A 15,739-nucleotide genomic window follows, 5' to 3' on the forward strand; every position below is an offset into this window, starting at 1 on the left:
AATTATCTTTTGATTTTAAATGCTTCTAATCCTGGGAAAATAGCAGTTTCACCTAATGCTTCTTCAATTCTCAATAACTGGTTGTATTTAGCCATTCTATCTGATCTTGAAGCTGAACCTGTTTTGATTTGTCCGCAATTCATTGCTACTGCTAAATCAGCAATTGTAGAATCTTCTGTTTCTCCAGATCTGTGAGACATTACCGAGGTGAACTTATTGTGCTGAGCCATTTGTACAGCATCCATAGTTTCTGAAAGAGAACCAATCTGGTTTACTTTTACAAGGATTGAATTAGCAATTCCTTCTTTAACACCTCTTGCTAATCTTTCAACGTTTGTTACAAATAAATCATCTCCTACCAATTGAACTCTATCTCCGATTTTATCGGTTAACATTTTCCAACCTTCCCAGTCATTTTCCTGCATACCATCCTCAATAGAAATAATTGGGTATTTAGCAGCCAATTCAGCTAAGTAAGAAACCTGCTCGCTGCTTGTAAACTGAGCAGCATCAGGAGTCTGGAATTTTCTGTAATCATAGATTCCATCTTTGTAAAATTCTGAAGCAGCACAGTCTAATGCTAACATAATATCATCACCTGGCTTGTAACCTGCCTTTTCAATAGCCTGAAGCAAAGTATCCAAAGCATCTTCAGTTCCGCTGAATGTAGGAGCAAAACCTCCTTCATCACCTACTGCCGTAGATAAACCTCTTGAATGCAGGATAGATTTTAAACTGTGGAAAATTTCAGTTCCTTTTCTCAATGCATGAGAGAAAGAATCTGCTTTTACCGGCATGATCATAAATTCCTGGAATGCAATTGGTGCATCTGAGTGAGAACCACCATTGATTACATTCATCATAGGAACAGGAAGTGTATTTGCATTTACACCCCCAACATATTTATATAAAGGCATTCTCAGTTCCGTTGCTGCTGCTTTTGCTGCTGCCAATGAAACTCCAAGAATAGCGTTTGCCCCAAGATTTCCTTTATTTTTAGTCCCATCAAGGTCGATCATGATCTGATCCAAAAGATTCTGATCATATACTGGAAGACCTACTAATTCAGGAGCAATTACTTCTCTTACATTTTCAACAGCCTTAAGGACACCCTTCCCCAAATATTCTGAACCACCATCACGCAATTCTACTGCTTCATGTTCTCCTGTAGAAGCTCCGGAAGGTACCGCAGCACGTCCCATTGCACCATTTTCCGTGAATACATCCACTTCAACTGTAGGATTCCCTCTTGAATCCAAAATTTGTCTTGCTTCAATGTAAGAAATGTAACTCATAATTTTTCTGTTTAAACCATCTGCAGAAGTGCATCTGGTTGTTTATTATTTATTAATATACTTGAGTCACAAATTTAATGAAAAAATTAGTGTCATGAAAAAACTAGACTTTAATATTTGGTAATAAAACATAAAATTCTCCAAAATTTTAAGTACATTTTGGAGAATTTAAAAATGTGTTGCATAACAACTGATTTTCATCATTGAACTCACTGAGTTAAGTCATATTTTTTTCGCTCTTCTGGCGTCAGTGTTCTTAAAGTTTTAGCTTTTTCTTCTTCAGCCTGAGCCTTTGCTTTATCAGCTTCTTCTTTTGCCGTTTCCGAAATTTTGCCTTGAAGTGCGGTGATACTATTAACAATGTTATTAAAACTATTCCAATATAACTCTCCTTTGCATTGCTCTTCAAAATTAATACAGTGTTCTTCCAATCTATACAATGCATCTCTAAGCATATTTACCGGAGCAGTCCTCTCACCAAGTTTAGACAGGCTCTCTGTTATTTTGGTCATTTGTTCTGCAGAGACACTATCTCCGGAACTCAGTTTACCCATCAGCTTACTTGTTATGTCCGTAGTTCTGGCAATAGCTGCATCTGGTTGTACTTCGGATAATATTTTGTTGATCTTCCCATCTGGTTTGATACTTACTATTGCCCCTCTTCGCATCGCATCATACGACATCTGATAATTTGAAGTCGTATTTTTCAGCTCTTCTAATGTTGCCTTATGCAGATTACTACAAGAAGTAAACAATAGGGCAATTCCTAAAACTAAAAATATATTTTTCATCACATTACATTAAAAATTGAGTTATCCGTTGGGTCATATTTGGCTTTGCCTTTTCCAAGTACATGTGCTAATGCACTGAAAGTTTCGTAATCTAAATCATCCATAATTTCCTCAGATGCTGCATCTTTAAATTTTAAGATGACCTTTCCTTTTTTAGAGCTGATATTCCAGTCTAATAAATAGTTTGTGATCGTTTTCATGACTTTTGTTTTTATTTTTATTTGTTGGGTGAAGGAGCAAGAAGTCCGGCTAATGCCCCAATTGCTCCAGATGAAATTGCAGTGAAAATTGTAATTAACTGTTCATTTAGTTTAACATTCTCGTGTAGAGAAAGTACGATCAATCCTGTTATTATACCAATGATGGCAAGCCCAAACATTAAGACGATAATTCTATATATCCAGGTATCTGTTTCTTTTGGGTTCTTTACTTCAATACTGTTTACAGCCTGAATAGGATTATCTCTAAATTCCTGCTGTAATTTATTGTTGTTGCTTAAAGTTTGTTTGAAATCTTCAAAACTGTTATTAATTGTAGTTTTCATGATCGTGAGTTTTATTGTATCAAATTTCTCACTAAAAAAGACTCAAGTCAATTACACAAAAGGGTGATTGTAATAAACATAATCACAACAAGTACCATGCTAATTTTCATACACATCATATCTTTACTTTAAAAAGTAATTCTGTTCCTTTTTCTGTAGGTACAATTTTGCATTCCCCATTCAATTCCTTCATTCTCCGTTTCATATTTCGAAGGCCATTTCCTTCAACTACATCTTTACGAATGCCAATTCCATTGTCAGAAATCACTATAGTGAATTCATTATTATTTTGTAAAAATGAAAGATTTAATTCGGATGCCTGACTATGTTTATAAGCATTATTTAGTGATTCTTTTAAACACAAAAATATATTTCTTCTTACTTCCGCTGAAACTGGTCTATCTGAAATTATGTTCTGCTCTTTTACTATCAACGCTATCGTTGTTTTTCTCAAGAAATTTTCAGCATAAATTTTTGTATAGCCAATTAAACTTCCTAAAGTATCGTTTCCAGAATTCAGGTTCCAAAGCATCTCACGCATAGAAATATTCATTTCTTCTGAGGTTTTCAACAACTCATCAATATCGCTCTTCAGATCATTCTCTTTTGCTTTTTGTTTTAAAAATTCAGCTTGCAGTTTAAGTGCAGAAATTCCTGCTCCCAGATCATCGTGCATATCATGAGAAATCCTTTCCCGTTCTAATTCTATTGATTTTTGTTTTTCAAGTTCTTTTTGAAGCAATTGATTTTGATGTTCTGCTTCTTTAAGCTGTTTTTCTTTGAGATATAAGAGCTGTTTTCTATTGTACATTAATACCACAAAAATGATGAATGCCACAAAGAACATCATTATAGCAATAGTAATTATATAGGTAATCTTAAGCTCGTTAGGAAGTTCTTTCATTTTTAACAAATACTAAACCTATTAAAAAAAATAAATAGGTGATTATATTAACAACAGAAAAAGTTGTAATTAAAAAACTAAGAAGCTTTGGATCATTTTCCTCTAAAAAATACATGGGTATAGCTCTAAAAATAAAGAATACAGACCAAATAAGAAGACCTGAACTAATCCAAAATAAAAAATTATGAGTCATTCTAGATTCATCAACATTCTGCAACCTATACGAATACCAAAATATTGAAAGATAAATAAACAAAACAGGAAGACTTATTACTAGAATGAAGCTGAGCTGTTCCATTTCTTGATTTTGGATTTTATAGATGTTTAGAAATATTAAAGAAGCTACCACTATAATGGTTAAAATTCTAAAACTTTTACTCTTTATTTTTTGGTAATAAATTGTTCCAAAATAAACCATTGAAAAGAGAATATAACAAGCAAACAAGATATTCCTATTAAATTCTATTAAATATGGAAAATTTACTGGAATAATATCTACTAACATTACAAAAAGTAGATAGATATAAAAGTAAAATTGTTGTTTTGATTTCGCATTAAAAATCCACAGATATAATGAATACAAAAAACTAATCAAAACAACAATTTCATAAATTCTATTTAAGGACATTGTTGTGGACATAGAGAGTTCATATCATAACTTGATAAATTATCTATAGTAAGAGAGCTACTATCATCCACATCAAAAATGACCGTTAGCTGGCCAGGCATATATTTTTTCTGATCCAAAAGCTGCAACTCCCTAATATTATTAAAGTCCTTATCCTTTTTATAGTCCAAAGCTTCGGATAAACAAATATTCATAAAGCCAACTTTTTTAACCGTATTGGCATTCATGGTGTCATAGAGCTTTATTTTTCCATAGTGATTATAAAGTTCTTCTCTAGGTATTTTCACATAATCAGTATTTATTTTTGTGCTGTCTTTTACTCTTTGATTAATTATTGGCTTAATATTCTTTTGATAATTCTCTTTCATTTTTTTAAAATCTTCCGGCTTAATTTCAACTTTTTTGTTGAGAGAAAAAACTGCATAATAATTGGGGATATCAACTCCATTTTTAGTTTTTGAATAAACCATGTAGAGGGCATTATCAAAAGGATCCAAATCTTTATAATTTAAATTATCTTTTTTCAGATATTGGATGAAATAAATTCTAATCTCATCAAACAAGGGCTCATCTCCAGTTTCATTTTCAATCCAAAGCATATTTTCAAGGGCGGTAAGATTTAATTGAAAGCTGTCAAAGGTTTTTATTCCTGCATCATTCAATAGCTTTTTGGTTGCACCAAAATTTGTTTTCATTTCAGCAGCTGTGGCTTTTGGTATTTTTATCTGTTTAGGACCACCAATTGACTCCTCCTGTTTGGGAGATTGCTGATCTGCTTTTTTACAACATCCTGACAGTGTAATCAATGCCAAGATTAAAATAATAAATTTTGTTTTCATGGTTTTTAGTTTTTAAAATGGTTAAATTTATTGATAGCTTCTACTTTATTGCTTACATGTAATTTTCTGTAGATGTTTCCGACGTGTTTTTTTACGGTATCCATGCTTATGCATTTCTGATCTGCAATTTCTTTGTATAACAAGCCACGTGAAAGAAGTTCAAGAATTTCCTTTTCCCGATTGGTTAATTCGTCGTATCCTTTTACTTCTGTAGTTTTCTTTTCGAAATGATTTAAAACTCTTCTTGCAATAGAAAAGCTCATGGGAGCTCCTCCGTTATATACATCACGGATAGAGGTGAGAATTTTATCCATGCTTTCTCCTTTAATAAGATATCCCATTGCTCCCGCTTTAAGAGAGTTAAAAATCTTTTCATCATCTTCAAAGCTGGTACACATGATAAACTGAGTATCGGGCATATCTTTCCGTACCTTTTCGATGATTTCAATTCCCAGCATATCTTGCAACTGAATATCCATCATTACCACATCCGGAGAAATTTTTGGTAGATTGTTTAATGCTTCATTGCCATCAAAGAACTGAGCGATCACTTTCATGTCAGTTTGATAATTGATGACCTTCTTCAACGCATTGTTGTAGTTTTTCTCATCTTCTACTATGGCTATGGAAATGCTCATGTCCGTTATTTTGTTAATGACAAATTTCAACAGAAAACAAAGTAGAATCAATTACACTTTTGTGTAATTTTAAAATTTAAGTTCCGGGTTATTAGTTTGTTTTTTGTTCTTCTTAAAATTAATCAATTTTCATTACTTAACCAACTGATCAAGAATAGGTTTATTAATACCACTTATTTTGGATACAGGATGATCATTAATCTGATCGAAAACCTGAATAACATTTTCTCCTTTCTTTAACCAGACTCCAGGAACATATAAAGTAAGCTGTGGACCTACTTTACTCCAATATCTCCCTATATTTTTCCCATTTACGAAAACACTCCCTTTTCCAAAATCCCGCATATCAAGAAAAGTATCTCCTGTTTCTTTCAATGTAAACAAAGCTTCTTTTACAACAGGAACTCCAGCTATAGTTTTTTTCCTTTGATCTTTGAATGCGACCATATGATCAAATGGAAACGGAAACATTTCCCAATTCCCTTTAATTTCAATACCGCTGATCATTACCGGACTGATGATTCCTTTGAAATTATGTATTATTTCAGATCCATAATTAATTCTTCCCATATTTTCAACAAGAATATCCAGAACATCCCCAGCTTTAATTTTTATATCAAGATCATATTTTTTAAAGTACCGGTTAAGCTCTCCTATTTTTGTTCCATTTATATAAATCGTCGCATAATCTCTCAATCCATTGATTTCTAATTTTCCCTGTTGATCTTTATCAAACTTTCTTCGATACAGAACATATCCATGCCCCGTATTAAGTTCTTCAAAAGTCAATAGCTGATCCCCTTTAATCTTCTTTTTGTCATCGATTAAATCAAAGAGGGATATAGATTTGTAAAATTCCGCGTTTGAAAAGGTAATTATTTTAACGGATTTAGGGACTTCTATAAATTTTTCTTTACTTCTTGCCTGGAATATATCCCGTAAAGCAATATATTTAGGAGTTGCCCATCCTGCTTCACTTATGGGAGCATCATAATCGTAACTCGTAATATCAGGTTGTATATCATGGTCCTTGTCATAATTAGCCCCACTGGTAAATCCAAAATTTGTTCCCCCGTGAATCATATAATAATTAAAGGAAATTCCATTTTCAAGATATGCTTTTGTCTGCTTAACAACATCCTCAGTAGAAACTTTAACAAAAGGTTCTGCCCAATGATCAAGCCAACCTGGATAATACTCAGCCACCATATAGGGGCCTTTACCATTATTGTATTCATTGACCGTTTTTTTCAATACCTCTATATTGTCTTCACCATTTGCTGTAGGCAAAGCTCCCTCAATGCTTCCTCCTTTGAAGAGTGAACTCCCATCAGAAGTAAAAAGAGGAACCGTAATTCCGGACTTTATGATCAGATCTTTTATTTTATGGCTATATATTCTGTGTTTCTCCAATGCAATATCTTTTCGCTGTGCAACATAGGATCCAAATTCATTTTCCGCCTGTACCATAATAACCGGACCTCCATTATTGATCTGCAATGGAATAATCTGTTTGGCAAGTTGATTAATATATTTCTCACATTGTTCAAGAAAGGCCTTATTATCAGATCTGATTTCTAAATCCTTATCTTTAAGAAGCCACCATGGATATCCCCCGAATTCCCACTCTGCACAAACATAAGGTCCCGGACGTATAATAACGTACAGCCCAACTTCCTGAGCTGTTTTAATGAATTTCTGCAGATCTTTTTCACCGGAGAAGTTCCATTTCCCAGGTGATTCTTCATGATAGTTCCAAAAAACATAAGTAGTAACTGTATTAAGGCCCATTGCCTTCATCATTTCAAGCCTATGTTTCCAATACTGCACAGGTATCCTGGGATAATGCATCTCTCCAGAATAAATGGAAAACTGATTTCCATTAAGCCAAAAATGACCATCTTTAATTTCAAAAGATTTGTTTGGCTGTTGTGCCAATATCAGATTAGTACACAGTATAAAAATGAAGTAGAGGAATTTAATTAGACTTTTCATCAGGTATTTTTTGGAAATCTCTAGTTTGATTTAAGTATTCGTAGAAGCTTGCTTTTTCTCTCTTTCACGAATATTTGGATTCGAAACTATTGGTTTGTTTTTTGTTTTTACTAAATTTAAATAAATTTTTCTAACCATAAAGAAATAATTAAAACGTATTAAAAAATAATCAACATGAAAAAAGGAATTCTGGTAGCAGTTGGATTGACTGCCTTATCATTGATAAGTTGCAAAAAGGCTGAAGGTGGAAATAAAAGTATTATTAAAACTGATAGTTCAGTAGTTACAGATAATAATGGCAAAATAGATTCGGCTTCTGCCAGCTCTACAATAGTTGATGTGAATGGAAAAAGGTATGAAAAGACTGATTTTGTTTATAAAGCAACAGATGGAGCCTTGGTAAAAGTAGTTTTCAAAAATGATCCAAAAGAAAGTACTGTTGCTATCACCAGTAATAAAAAGACCTTTACACTTCCAAAAACAGAAACTAAAGATGGGGAAACTATCTATAAGAAAGATGATATGACTGCAAGGGTAAAAGGAGATAGTTTACACCTTGAACAAGGAAATAATGTAATTGAATTGAAGAGAACGAAAATCTAGAGAGTTTCGAGATACGGGTTTCGAGGTTAATCCGCGAGGATATTGACTATTTACGAGTATTACAAAAAACTATTCCTATAATTCGGGTTACAAAACAAAAAAGCCGTTCAGAAATCTGAACGGCTTTTTATATATATCTGAATGAATATTATTCTTCAGTTTTTTCCTCTGTAGAATCAGTTGCTTCTGCCGTAGGCTCTTCAACTTTTTCTTCTACTACAGGAGCATCAGCAACTACAGCTTCTACTTTCTTAGCAGTTGTAGCTCTTCTACTTCTTCTTGTAGTCTTTTTCTCTTCAGCATTAGGATTGTAAAGCTCATTGAAGTCTACTAGCTCGATAAGAGCCATATCAGCAGCATCACCTTGTCTGAAACCAGTTTTGATGATTCTTGTATAACCGCCATTTCTTTCAGCGATTTTAGGAGCTACTGATCTGAATAGTTCAGTTACTGCTTCTTTACTTTGAAGATATGAAAAAACAATTCTTCTGTTATGTGTAGTATCTTCTTTTGCTTTTGTTAATAGGGGCTCAACATATACTCTTAAAGCTTTCGCTTTAGCTACAGTAGTGTTGATTCTTTTATGCTCAATTAGAGAACAAGCCATATTAGAAAGTAAAGCACTTCTATGAGAAGCTGTTCTTCCTAAGTGATTGAATTTTTTACCGTGTCTCATTATTAATTATTTATCAGCGTCTAACTTATATTTTGCAACGTCGAAACCGAAGTTAAGACCTTTTGAATGCACTAATTCTTCTAGTTCTGTCAAAGATTTTTTACCAAAATTTCTGAATTTCATCAAATCAGACTTACTGTAAGAAACTAATTCTCCTAACGTTTCAACTTCTGCAGCCTTCAAACAGTTTAGAGCTCTCACTGAAAGATCCATATCTGCTAATTTAGATTTAAGAAGTTGTCTAGTATGAAGAGTTTCTTCATCGTATTGGATAGATGCTTTTACAGCTTCAGTTTCAAGAGTGATTCTCTCATCAGAGAACAACATGAAGTGATAAATTAATATCTTAGAAGCTTCTGTTAAAGCGTTTTGAGGGCTGATGGAACCATCAGTTTCTATATCTAATACAAGTTTTTCGTAGTCTGTTTTTTGCTCTACACGATAATTTTCAATACTGTATTGTACTTTCTTAATTGGCGTAAAAATAGAGTCAATAGCAATAGTACCTACAGGTGCATTGTTTGACTTATTTTGTTCAGAAGGAACATACCCTCTACCTTTTTCTACATTGAAAGTAATTTCGAAAGTTACATCACTGTTTAGGTTACAAATTACCAACTCAGGATTCAAGATCTCAAATCCGTTGATTGATTTACCTAAATCTCCAGCAGTAATAATCGTTTGTCCTGAAACCTTAGCAACAACCTGCTCATTAGACTGGTTTTCTGCTGTAGATTTTAATCTCACCTGTTTAAGGTTAAGAATAATTTCAGTAACATCTTCGATTACTCCTGGAATAGTTGAAAATTCGTGCTCTACACCTTCTATTTTGATAGATGAAATAGCATATCCTTCCAGAGAAGAAAGCAACACTCTTCTCAAAGCATTACCTATTGTAAGCCCGAAACCTGGTTCTAAAGGTCTGAATTCAAATTGACCTTTAAATTCATCAGAGTTAAGTAAAATTACTTTATCGGGTTTTATGAATTGTAAAATTGCCATATTATTGGGTTGAGCAAAAATTTGATTAAAAAATTATTTAGAGTAAAGTTCGACGATAAGCTGTTCCTTGATTTCCTCCGGAATTTGGATTCTATCAGGTGCAGATACGAAAGTACCTTCTTTTTTCTCATCGTTGAATTGTAACCACTCATAGTTTGCTTTATAAGCTAATGCATCAGTAACAACTTCAAGAGATTTAGACTTCTCTCTTACAGCGATTACATCACCAGCTTTAAGCAAATAAGATGGAATATTTACCAGTTCTCCATTCACAGTGATGTGTCTGTGAGAAACCAATTGTCTAGCTCCAGCTCTGGTTTTAGAAAAACCTAATCTGTATACTACGTTATCCAATCTAGATTCGCAAAGTTGTAATAGAACTTCCCCTGTTACACCTTTACTTCTGTGTGCTTTATCGAATAAGTTTGCAAACTGTCTTTCTAAAATACCATAAGTATATTTAGCTTTTTGTTTTTCAGCTAACTGAACTGCATATTCTGATTTTTTAGCACCTCTTCTCTTGTTAGGACCATGTTGTCCTGGCGGTTGGTTTTTTCTCTTTTCGAAGTTTTTATCATCTCCGTAGATTGCAGCACCAAACTTTCTAGCAATCTTAGTTTTAGGTCCAATATATCTTGCCATAATGGGTAAATTCTAAAAATTAAACTCTTCTTCTTTTTGGTGGTCTACATCCATTGTGCGGCATAGGAGTCACATCAATGATTTCGCTAACTTCAATTCCTGAATTGTGAATAGTTCTGATTGCAGATTCTCTACCTGCACCTGGACCTTTCACAAACACCTTTACTCTTCTTAACCCAGCTTCGTGAGCAACGTTAGAGCAATTTTCTGCTGCCATTTGAGCAGCAAATGGAGTATTCTTTTTAGAACCTCTGAATCCCATTTTACCGGCAGATGCCCAAGAGATAACTTCTCCGTTTTTATTTGTTAAAGAAATGATGATGTTATTGAAAGAAGCTTGAATATGCGCTTCACCAATAGCTTCAACTTTTACTTTTCTTTTTTTAACTACTTTAGTTTGTTTTGCCATAATTCCTAACGATTATTTACTTGCCTTTTTCTTGTTAGCAACAGTTTTTCTCTTTCCTTTACGGGTTCTAGAGTTGTTTTTCGTTCTCTGGCCTCTTAAAGGTAGTCCTAGTCTGTGACGTATTCCTCGTTGGCATCCTATGTCCATCAATCTCTTGATGTTCAATTGCACTTCAGATCTCAATTCTCCTTCTACTTTTACGTTTTCAGAAATATAAGTTCTAATTGCAGCCAATTCATCGTCATTCCATTCGTTGACTTTCTTGTCTTCGCTGATACCGGCAGCTTTAAGGATTTCAGAAGAAGTACTTCTTCCCACCCCATAAATATAAGTTAAACCGATAACGCCTCTTTTGTTTTTTGGTAAATCAATACCTGCAATTCTCGCCATAATTTAATATTAGCCTTGTCTTTGTTTAAATTTTGGGTTCTTTTTGTTGATCACAAAAAGTACACCTTTTCTGCGTACAATTTTGCAATCAGCGCTTCTTTTCTTAATTGATGCTCTAACTTTCATTTGATAGTATTTATTTTTTAACAATAGCCAAATGGAAACCCGTAGACTCCATTTGGCGTTTGTTTAATATCTAAATGTAATTCTCCCTTTTGTCAAATCATAGGGAGACATTTCTAGTTTTACCTTATCACCAGGTAAAAGTTTAATATAATGCATTCTCATTTTTCCAGAAATATGAGCAATAAGCATATGCCCATTTTCTAGTTCTACACGGAACTGAGCGTTCGAAAGTGCTTCCGTAATAACGCCGTCTTGTTCAATATGTTTTTGTTTCGCCATAAATTAATATCCAGTCGTTCTTGATAATTTAGACTGCATTAAGCCATCATAATGATGGTTCAGCAGATATGTATTAATCTGTTGAACAGTATCTAAAATAACTCCAACCATAATCAATAGTGACGTTCCCCCGAAAAATAAGGCGAACGCATCTGTCTGAACTAAGCTTCCGTGTACAATTGCCGGAAGGATTGCAAAGATAGACAAAAATATTGCACCTGGCAAGGTTATTTTTGATAAAATATCATCTAAATAATCAGCGGTCTCTTTTCCTGGTCTTACTTTCGGTACTAAACCTCCGTTTCTCTTTAGATCATCGGCCATTTGGTTAACCGGAATTGTAATCGCAGTATAGAAAAATGAAAAGATTATAATCAGCAATGCGAACAATACATTGTATTGCCAGCTAAAAACATTCTTGAAACCTGCAAGAAAAGTATTGGATTCGTCAAATTTCGTTAATAAACCTGGTACGAACATCAATGCCTGAGCAAAGATGATTGGCATAACTCCAGCAGCATTAACTTTCAATGGGATCCATTGTCTTGCTCCCTGCATAAGATTTTTATTTACACCTCCTCTTGCTTGTGCTCTGCTTACATATTGAATTGGAATCTTTCTCACAGCAACAGATAATACTACTGCTAAAAGAACCACCAACATCCAGAATATCACCTCAATAAGGATCATAATAGATCCCATCCCTCCTTTTCCGTTCTGCACGGCCATTTCCTGTACAAATGCTTCAGGTAATCTAGATAAGATACCAACCATAATAAGGATAGAAATACCATTTCCGATTCCTTTGTCAGTAATTTTCTCACCTAGCCACATTGCAAATACCGAACCGGCAACCAAAATAACAATACTTGGTAACCAGAACATGATAGAATTTGGCTCTACATAGTATGCAGACTGGAACTGAGCATATGGTAAAAATAACTGAGTAATAGAAGTTAAATAAGAAGGTGCCTGTACTAAACAAACTCCGATCGTTAACCATCTAGTAATTTGATTCAATGTATTTCTACCTGACTCTCCATCTTTCTGAAGTTTCTGAAGATAAGGAATTGCCATCCCCATCAACTGAACAATAATAGAAGCTGAAATATAAGGCATTATACCTAGTGCCATTACAGAAGCGTGGCTGAAAGCCCCCCCTGTAAACGACGAAAGCAAGCCAAGGAGACCTGCTCCTTGCTTGTTACCGCCTTGACTTTTATAATGCTCTAAGAGATCTCCTACTTGTGCAAGGTTAATTGCAGGTAGAGAGATATAAGATGCGAATCTATACACAAGGATAATACCTAAAGTGAAGATAATTTTATCTCTTAATTCTTTAAGGCTCCAAATATTTTTGAGGGTTTGTATAAATTCTTTCATTAGTTACTATTATAATGTAATTGCTTTTCCACCTGCTTTAGCGATAAGCTCTTCAGCAGATTTAGTGAATTTGTCAGCAGAGATTGAAACCGCAGATTTCAATTCACCTCTACCCATAATTTTCACTATTTCGTTTTTAGTTGCTAAACCGTTTGCTACCAAAACTTCTTTAGTAATATCTCCAGTGATAGATTTATTTTCTATTAAAGTCTGAATAGAATCCAAGTTAATAGCTCTAAACTCTTTTCTGTTTACATTTTTGAAACCGAATTTAGGTAATCTTCTTTGTAAAGGCATCTGACCACCTTCGAAACCGATTTTCTGAGAATAACCAGCTCTAGCTTTCTGACCTTTATGTCCTTTTGTAGAAGTACCTCCTTTTCCACTACCTTGTCCTCTACCAATTCTTTTTGAACTAAAAGTAGAACCTGCAGCAGGTTTTATGTTGTTTAAATTCATTTTAATTTCTTTTTAAAATTATTTTTGAACTTCAAGTAAATGACTAACTGCAGCTATCATCCCTAAAATAGAAGGCGTAGCTTCGTGCTCTACAACTTGGTGAAGTTTCTTAAATCCTAATGCTTCAAGCGTTCTCTTTTGGGTTTTTGTTCTTCCAATAGCGCTTCTTACTTGCTTTACTTTAATTGTTGCCATTGTTTTATTATTAACCGTTAAACACTTTAGTTAAAGAAACTCCTCTCATTCTTGCAATTTCTTCAGGTCTTCTGATATCTAACAATGCTTTGAAAGTAGCTTTCACAACGTTGTGAGGGTTAGAAGATCCTTTAGATTTTGAAAGGATATCGTGAATACCAGCAGATTCCAATACCGCTCTTACCGCACCACCGGCGATAAGTCCTGTACCGTGAGAAGCAGGTCTTAAGAAGATATCTGCACCACCGTATCTAGCAGCAGTTTGGTGAGGAATTGTGTGGTTCATTACAGGAACTTTCACAAGATTTTTCTTAGCATCTTCAACTGCCTTAGCAATTGCAGAAGCAACTTCTTTAGATTTTCCTAATCCGTAACCAATAATTCCATCTTCATTTCCAACAACTACAATTGCAGAGAACCCGAAAGCTCTACCACCTTTAGTTACTTTTGTTACTCTGTTTACAGCAACGAGACGATCTTTTAATTCTAATCCTCCCGGTTTTACTCTTTCTATATTATCTAGTCCTAACATATTTTCCGAAATTTAATGATTAGAATTTAAGTCCACCTTCTCTCGCACCATCAGCTAGAGCTTTCACTCTTCCATGGTATACGAAACCGTTTCTATCAAACACAATATTTTCAATTCCTGCAGCGATAGCTTTAGCAGCGATAGCTTTACCAACAGCAGCAGAAACTTCAATCTTAGTACCATTAGCATCTACTCCTTTCTCTCTTGAAGAAGCAGCTACTAAAGTTTTACCATCTTTATCGTCGATTAACTGAGCGTAAATTTCCTTATTACTCTTATATACCGATAATCTTGGCAATTCAGAAGATCCAGAGATTTTTCCTCTTACTCTTCTTTTTATTCTTATTCTTTTTTCTAATTTACTTAATGCCATTTTCTTATAATTTATTAAGCAGATTTACCAGCTTTACGTCTAACATTTTCACCAACGAATCTCACACCTTTTCCTTTGTACGGCTCAGGCTTTCTGAATGAACGGATCTTTGCAGCTACCATTCCAAGAAGTTGCTTGTCGTAAGACGTTAAAGTAATAATTGGGTTTTTACCTTTTTCAGTCAATGTATCAATTTTAACTTCACCAGGAAGTTCTAATATAATACCGTGAGAGAATCCTAAAGCCAACTCAAGTTTTTGACCTGAGTGAGAAGCTCTATATCCTACCCCTACTAGTTCTAGTTTCTTTTCGAAACCTGCAGATACACCAACAATCATGTTGTTGATTAACGCTCTGTATAAACCGTGAAGCGCTCTGTGTTGTTTAGAATCAGATGGTCTGTTTACATTCAGTTCTCCATCTTTTTGTTCTAAAGTAATTCCTTCTGTAAGCTCCTGAGAAAGTTCTCCCTTAGGACCTTTTACAGTTACTACACCTTCATTTTCAGTGATTGTAACTCCAGCAGGAATTGTTATAATTGCTTTACCAATTCTTGACATTTTCCTTTGATTAAAAATTAATAAACATAGCAGATTACTTCACCGCCTACTTTCTCTTCTCTAGCTTTCTTATCTGTCATTACTCCTCTAGAAGTAGAGATAATAGCTACGCCCAAACCGTTTAGTACTCTAGGAAGTTCAGCAGAACCTTTGTACTGTCTCAAACCTGGTCTTGAAGCTCTCTGAATAGACTTGATAGCTGGTTTGTTAGTTTGCTTGTCATACTTTAAAGCGATTTTGATTGTCCCTTGAACAGCGCTATCTTCAAACTTGAAGTTTAAGATATACCCTTGATCAAATAAGATTTTCGTAATCTCCTTTTTGATTTTCGATGCAGGAATTTCCACCACTTTGTGGCCTGCGCTTTGTGCGTTCCTTACTCTTGTTAGGAAATCTGAAATTGGATCTGTTACCATTTTTCTATTTTAAATTATTGGTTGAAGAACAATCAGTATTGAAAAGACTTGAAGATTAAA

General features: G+C 34.2%; 23 protein-coding genes. 1 reads left to right on the forward strand and 22 read right to left on the reverse strand.

Annotated elements, in window-relative coordinates; genetic code table 11:
* Positions 1-2: 2 nt before the first annotated feature.
* The 8 genes from eno to JHL15_RS00840 form a co-directional block, all read right to left on the reverse strand.
* Positions 3-1,295: a phosphopyruvate hydratase gene (gene eno, locus JHL15_RS00805; RefSeq protein ID WP_200241590.1), complete on the reverse strand. Its 1,293-nt coding sequence runs from the start codon at positions 1,293-1,295 to the stop codon at positions 3-5.
* A 209-nt stretch (positions 1,296-1,504) separates the two neighbouring features.
* Positions 1,505-2,086 carry a hypothetical protein gene (locus JHL15_RS00810; RefSeq protein WP_200241592.1) on the reverse strand — a complete coding sequence of 194 codons (582 nt, stop codon included), beginning with the start codon at positions 2,084-2,086 and terminating at the stop codon, positions 1,505-1,507.
* The gene (locus JHL15_RS00815) at positions 2,086-2,286 is read right to left on the reverse strand and encodes a hypothetical protein (RefSeq protein WP_200241595.1); all 201 of its coding nucleotides are present in this window, start codon (positions 2,284-2,286) and stop codon (positions 2,086-2,088) included. Before JHL15_RS00815 ends, JHL15_RS00810 begins: the two co-directional genes overlap by 1 nt.
* A 17-nt stretch (positions 2,287-2,303) precedes the next feature.
* Positions 2,304-2,630 (reverse strand): hypothetical protein, encoded by a 327-nt coding sequence (locus tag JHL15_RS00820; RefSeq protein WP_200241596.1) that lies wholly within the window; start codon positions 2,628-2,630, stop codon positions 2,304-2,306.
* Positions 2,631-2,745: 115 nt separating this feature from the next.
* A complete protein-coding gene (locus tag JHL15_RS00825) occupies positions 2,746-3,534 on the reverse strand; it encodes a sensor histidine kinase (protein ID WP_200241598.1) in 789 nt (262 codons plus the stop codon).
* Between the two features lie 618 nt (positions 3,535-4,152).
* Positions 4,153-5,001: a hypothetical protein gene (locus JHL15_RS00830; RefSeq protein ID WP_200241600.1), complete on the reverse strand. Its 849-nt coding sequence runs from the start codon at positions 4,999-5,001 to the stop codon at positions 4,153-4,155.
* Positions 5,002-5,006: 5 nt separating this feature from the next.
* The gene (locus tag JHL15_RS00835; RefSeq protein ID WP_200241602.1) at positions 5,007-5,639 is read right to left on the reverse strand and encodes a response regulator transcription factor; all 633 of its coding nucleotides are present in this window, start codon (positions 5,637-5,639) and stop codon (positions 5,007-5,009) included.
* Between the two features lie 132 nt (positions 5,640-5,771).
* Positions 5,772-7,634, reverse strand: a complete 1,863-nt coding sequence (locus JHL15_RS00840) for a glycoside hydrolase family 35 protein (protein WP_200241604.1) — start codon at positions 7,632-7,634, stop codon at positions 5,772-5,774.
* 174 nt (positions 7,635-7,808) lie between these two features.
* On the opposite strand from JHL15_RS00840, the gene JHL15_RS00845 reads away from it, so the two are divergent.
* Positions 7,809-8,237: a hypothetical protein gene (locus JHL15_RS00845; protein ID WP_200241606.1), complete on the forward strand. Its 429-nt coding sequence runs from the start codon at positions 7,809-7,811 to the stop codon at positions 8,235-8,237.
* 148 nt (positions 8,238-8,385) lie between these two features.
* Here JHL15_RS00845 and rplQ read toward each other — a convergent pair whose 3' ends face one another.
* The 14 genes from rplQ to rpsH all read right to left on the reverse strand — a co-directional run bounded on the left by rplQ (position 8,386) and on the right by rpsH (position 15,679).
* Positions 8,386-8,913: a 50S ribosomal protein L17 gene (gene rplQ, locus JHL15_RS00850; RefSeq protein ID WP_200241608.1), complete on the reverse strand. Its 528-nt coding sequence runs from the start codon at positions 8,911-8,913 to the stop codon at positions 8,386-8,388.
* A gap of 6 nt (positions 8,914-8,919) precedes the next feature.
* Positions 8,920-9,915: a DNA-directed RNA polymerase subunit alpha gene (locus tag JHL15_RS00855; RefSeq protein WP_089028779.1), complete on the reverse strand. Its 996-nt coding sequence runs from the start codon at positions 9,913-9,915 to the stop codon at positions 8,920-8,922.
* 33 nt (positions 9,916-9,948) lie between these two features.
* Positions 9,949-10,557 carry a 30S ribosomal protein S4 gene (gene rpsD / locus JHL15_RS00860; RefSeq protein WP_200241609.1) on the reverse strand — a complete coding sequence of 203 codons (609 nt, stop codon included), beginning with the start codon at positions 10,555-10,557 and terminating at the stop codon, positions 9,949-9,951.
* Between the two features lie 19 nt (positions 10,558-10,576).
* Positions 10,577-10,966, reverse strand: a complete 390-nt coding sequence (rpsK, locus tag JHL15_RS00865) for a 30S ribosomal protein S11 (RefSeq protein WP_200241610.1) — start codon at positions 10,964-10,966, stop codon at positions 10,577-10,579.
* Between the two features lie 12 nt (positions 10,967-10,978).
* The gene (rpsM, locus tag JHL15_RS00870; protein WP_002983260.1) at positions 10,979-11,356 is read right to left on the reverse strand and encodes a 30S ribosomal protein S13; all 378 of its coding nucleotides are present in this window, start codon (positions 11,354-11,356) and stop codon (positions 10,979-10,981) included.
* A gap of 9 nt (positions 11,357-11,365) precedes the next feature.
* Positions 11,366-11,482, reverse strand: coding sequence for a 50S ribosomal protein L36 (gene rpmJ / locus JHL15_RS00875; protein ID WP_007839480.1), 117 nt, complete (start codon positions 11,480-11,482; stop codon positions 11,366-11,368).
* 63 nt (positions 11,483-11,545) lie between these two features.
* Positions 11,546-11,761 (reverse strand): translation initiation factor IF-1, encoded by a 216-nt coding sequence (gene infA / locus JHL15_RS00880; protein WP_047401287.1) that lies wholly within the window; start codon positions 11,759-11,761, stop codon positions 11,546-11,548.
* Positions 11,762-11,764: 3 nt separating this feature from the next.
* On the reverse strand, positions 11,765-13,144 hold the full coding sequence (secY, locus tag JHL15_RS00885; protein ID WP_089028776.1) for a preprotein translocase subunit SecY: 1,380 nt from the start codon (positions 13,142-13,144) through the stop codon (positions 11,765-11,767).
* 9 nt (positions 13,145-13,153) lie between these two features.
* Positions 13,154-13,603 (reverse strand): 50S ribosomal protein L15, encoded by a 450-nt coding sequence (gene rplO / locus JHL15_RS00890; RefSeq protein WP_089028775.1) that lies wholly within the window; start codon positions 13,601-13,603, stop codon positions 13,154-13,156.
* An 18-nt stretch (positions 13,604-13,621) separates the two neighbouring features.
* Positions 13,622-13,798 carry a 50S ribosomal protein L30 gene (gene rpmD / locus JHL15_RS00895; RefSeq protein ID WP_007839493.1) on the reverse strand — a complete coding sequence of 59 codons (177 nt, stop codon included), beginning with the start codon at positions 13,796-13,798 and terminating at the stop codon, positions 13,622-13,624.
* A 10-nt stretch (positions 13,799-13,808) separates the two neighbouring features.
* Positions 13,809-14,330 carry a 30S ribosomal protein S5 gene (gene rpsE, locus JHL15_RS00900; RefSeq protein WP_200241611.1) on the reverse strand — a complete coding sequence of 174 codons (522 nt, stop codon included), beginning with the start codon at positions 14,328-14,330 and terminating at the stop codon, positions 13,809-13,811.
* A gap of 19 nt (positions 14,331-14,349) precedes the next feature.
* Positions 14,350-14,703: a 50S ribosomal protein L18 gene (rplR, locus tag JHL15_RS00905; protein WP_172284525.1), complete on the reverse strand. Its 354-nt coding sequence runs from the start codon at positions 14,701-14,703 to the stop codon at positions 14,350-14,352.
* Between the two features lie 14 nt (positions 14,704-14,717).
* Positions 14,718-15,263, reverse strand: coding sequence for a 50S ribosomal protein L6 (gene rplF, locus JHL15_RS00910; protein WP_200241612.1), 546 nt, complete (start codon positions 15,261-15,263; stop codon positions 14,718-14,720).
* Between the two features lie 17 nt (positions 15,264-15,280).
* On the reverse strand, positions 15,281-15,679 hold the full coding sequence (gene rpsH / locus JHL15_RS00915) for a 30S ribosomal protein S8 (protein ID WP_089028771.1): 399 nt from the start codon (positions 15,677-15,679) through the stop codon (positions 15,281-15,283).
* Between the last annotated feature and the right edge of the window lie 60 nt (positions 15,680-15,739).

This window comes from Chryseobacterium paridis, from assembly GCF_016595215.1.
GTDB classification, from domain to species: Bacteria; Bacteroidota; Bacteroidia; order Flavobacteriales; family Weeksellaceae; genus Chryseobacterium; species Chryseobacterium paridis.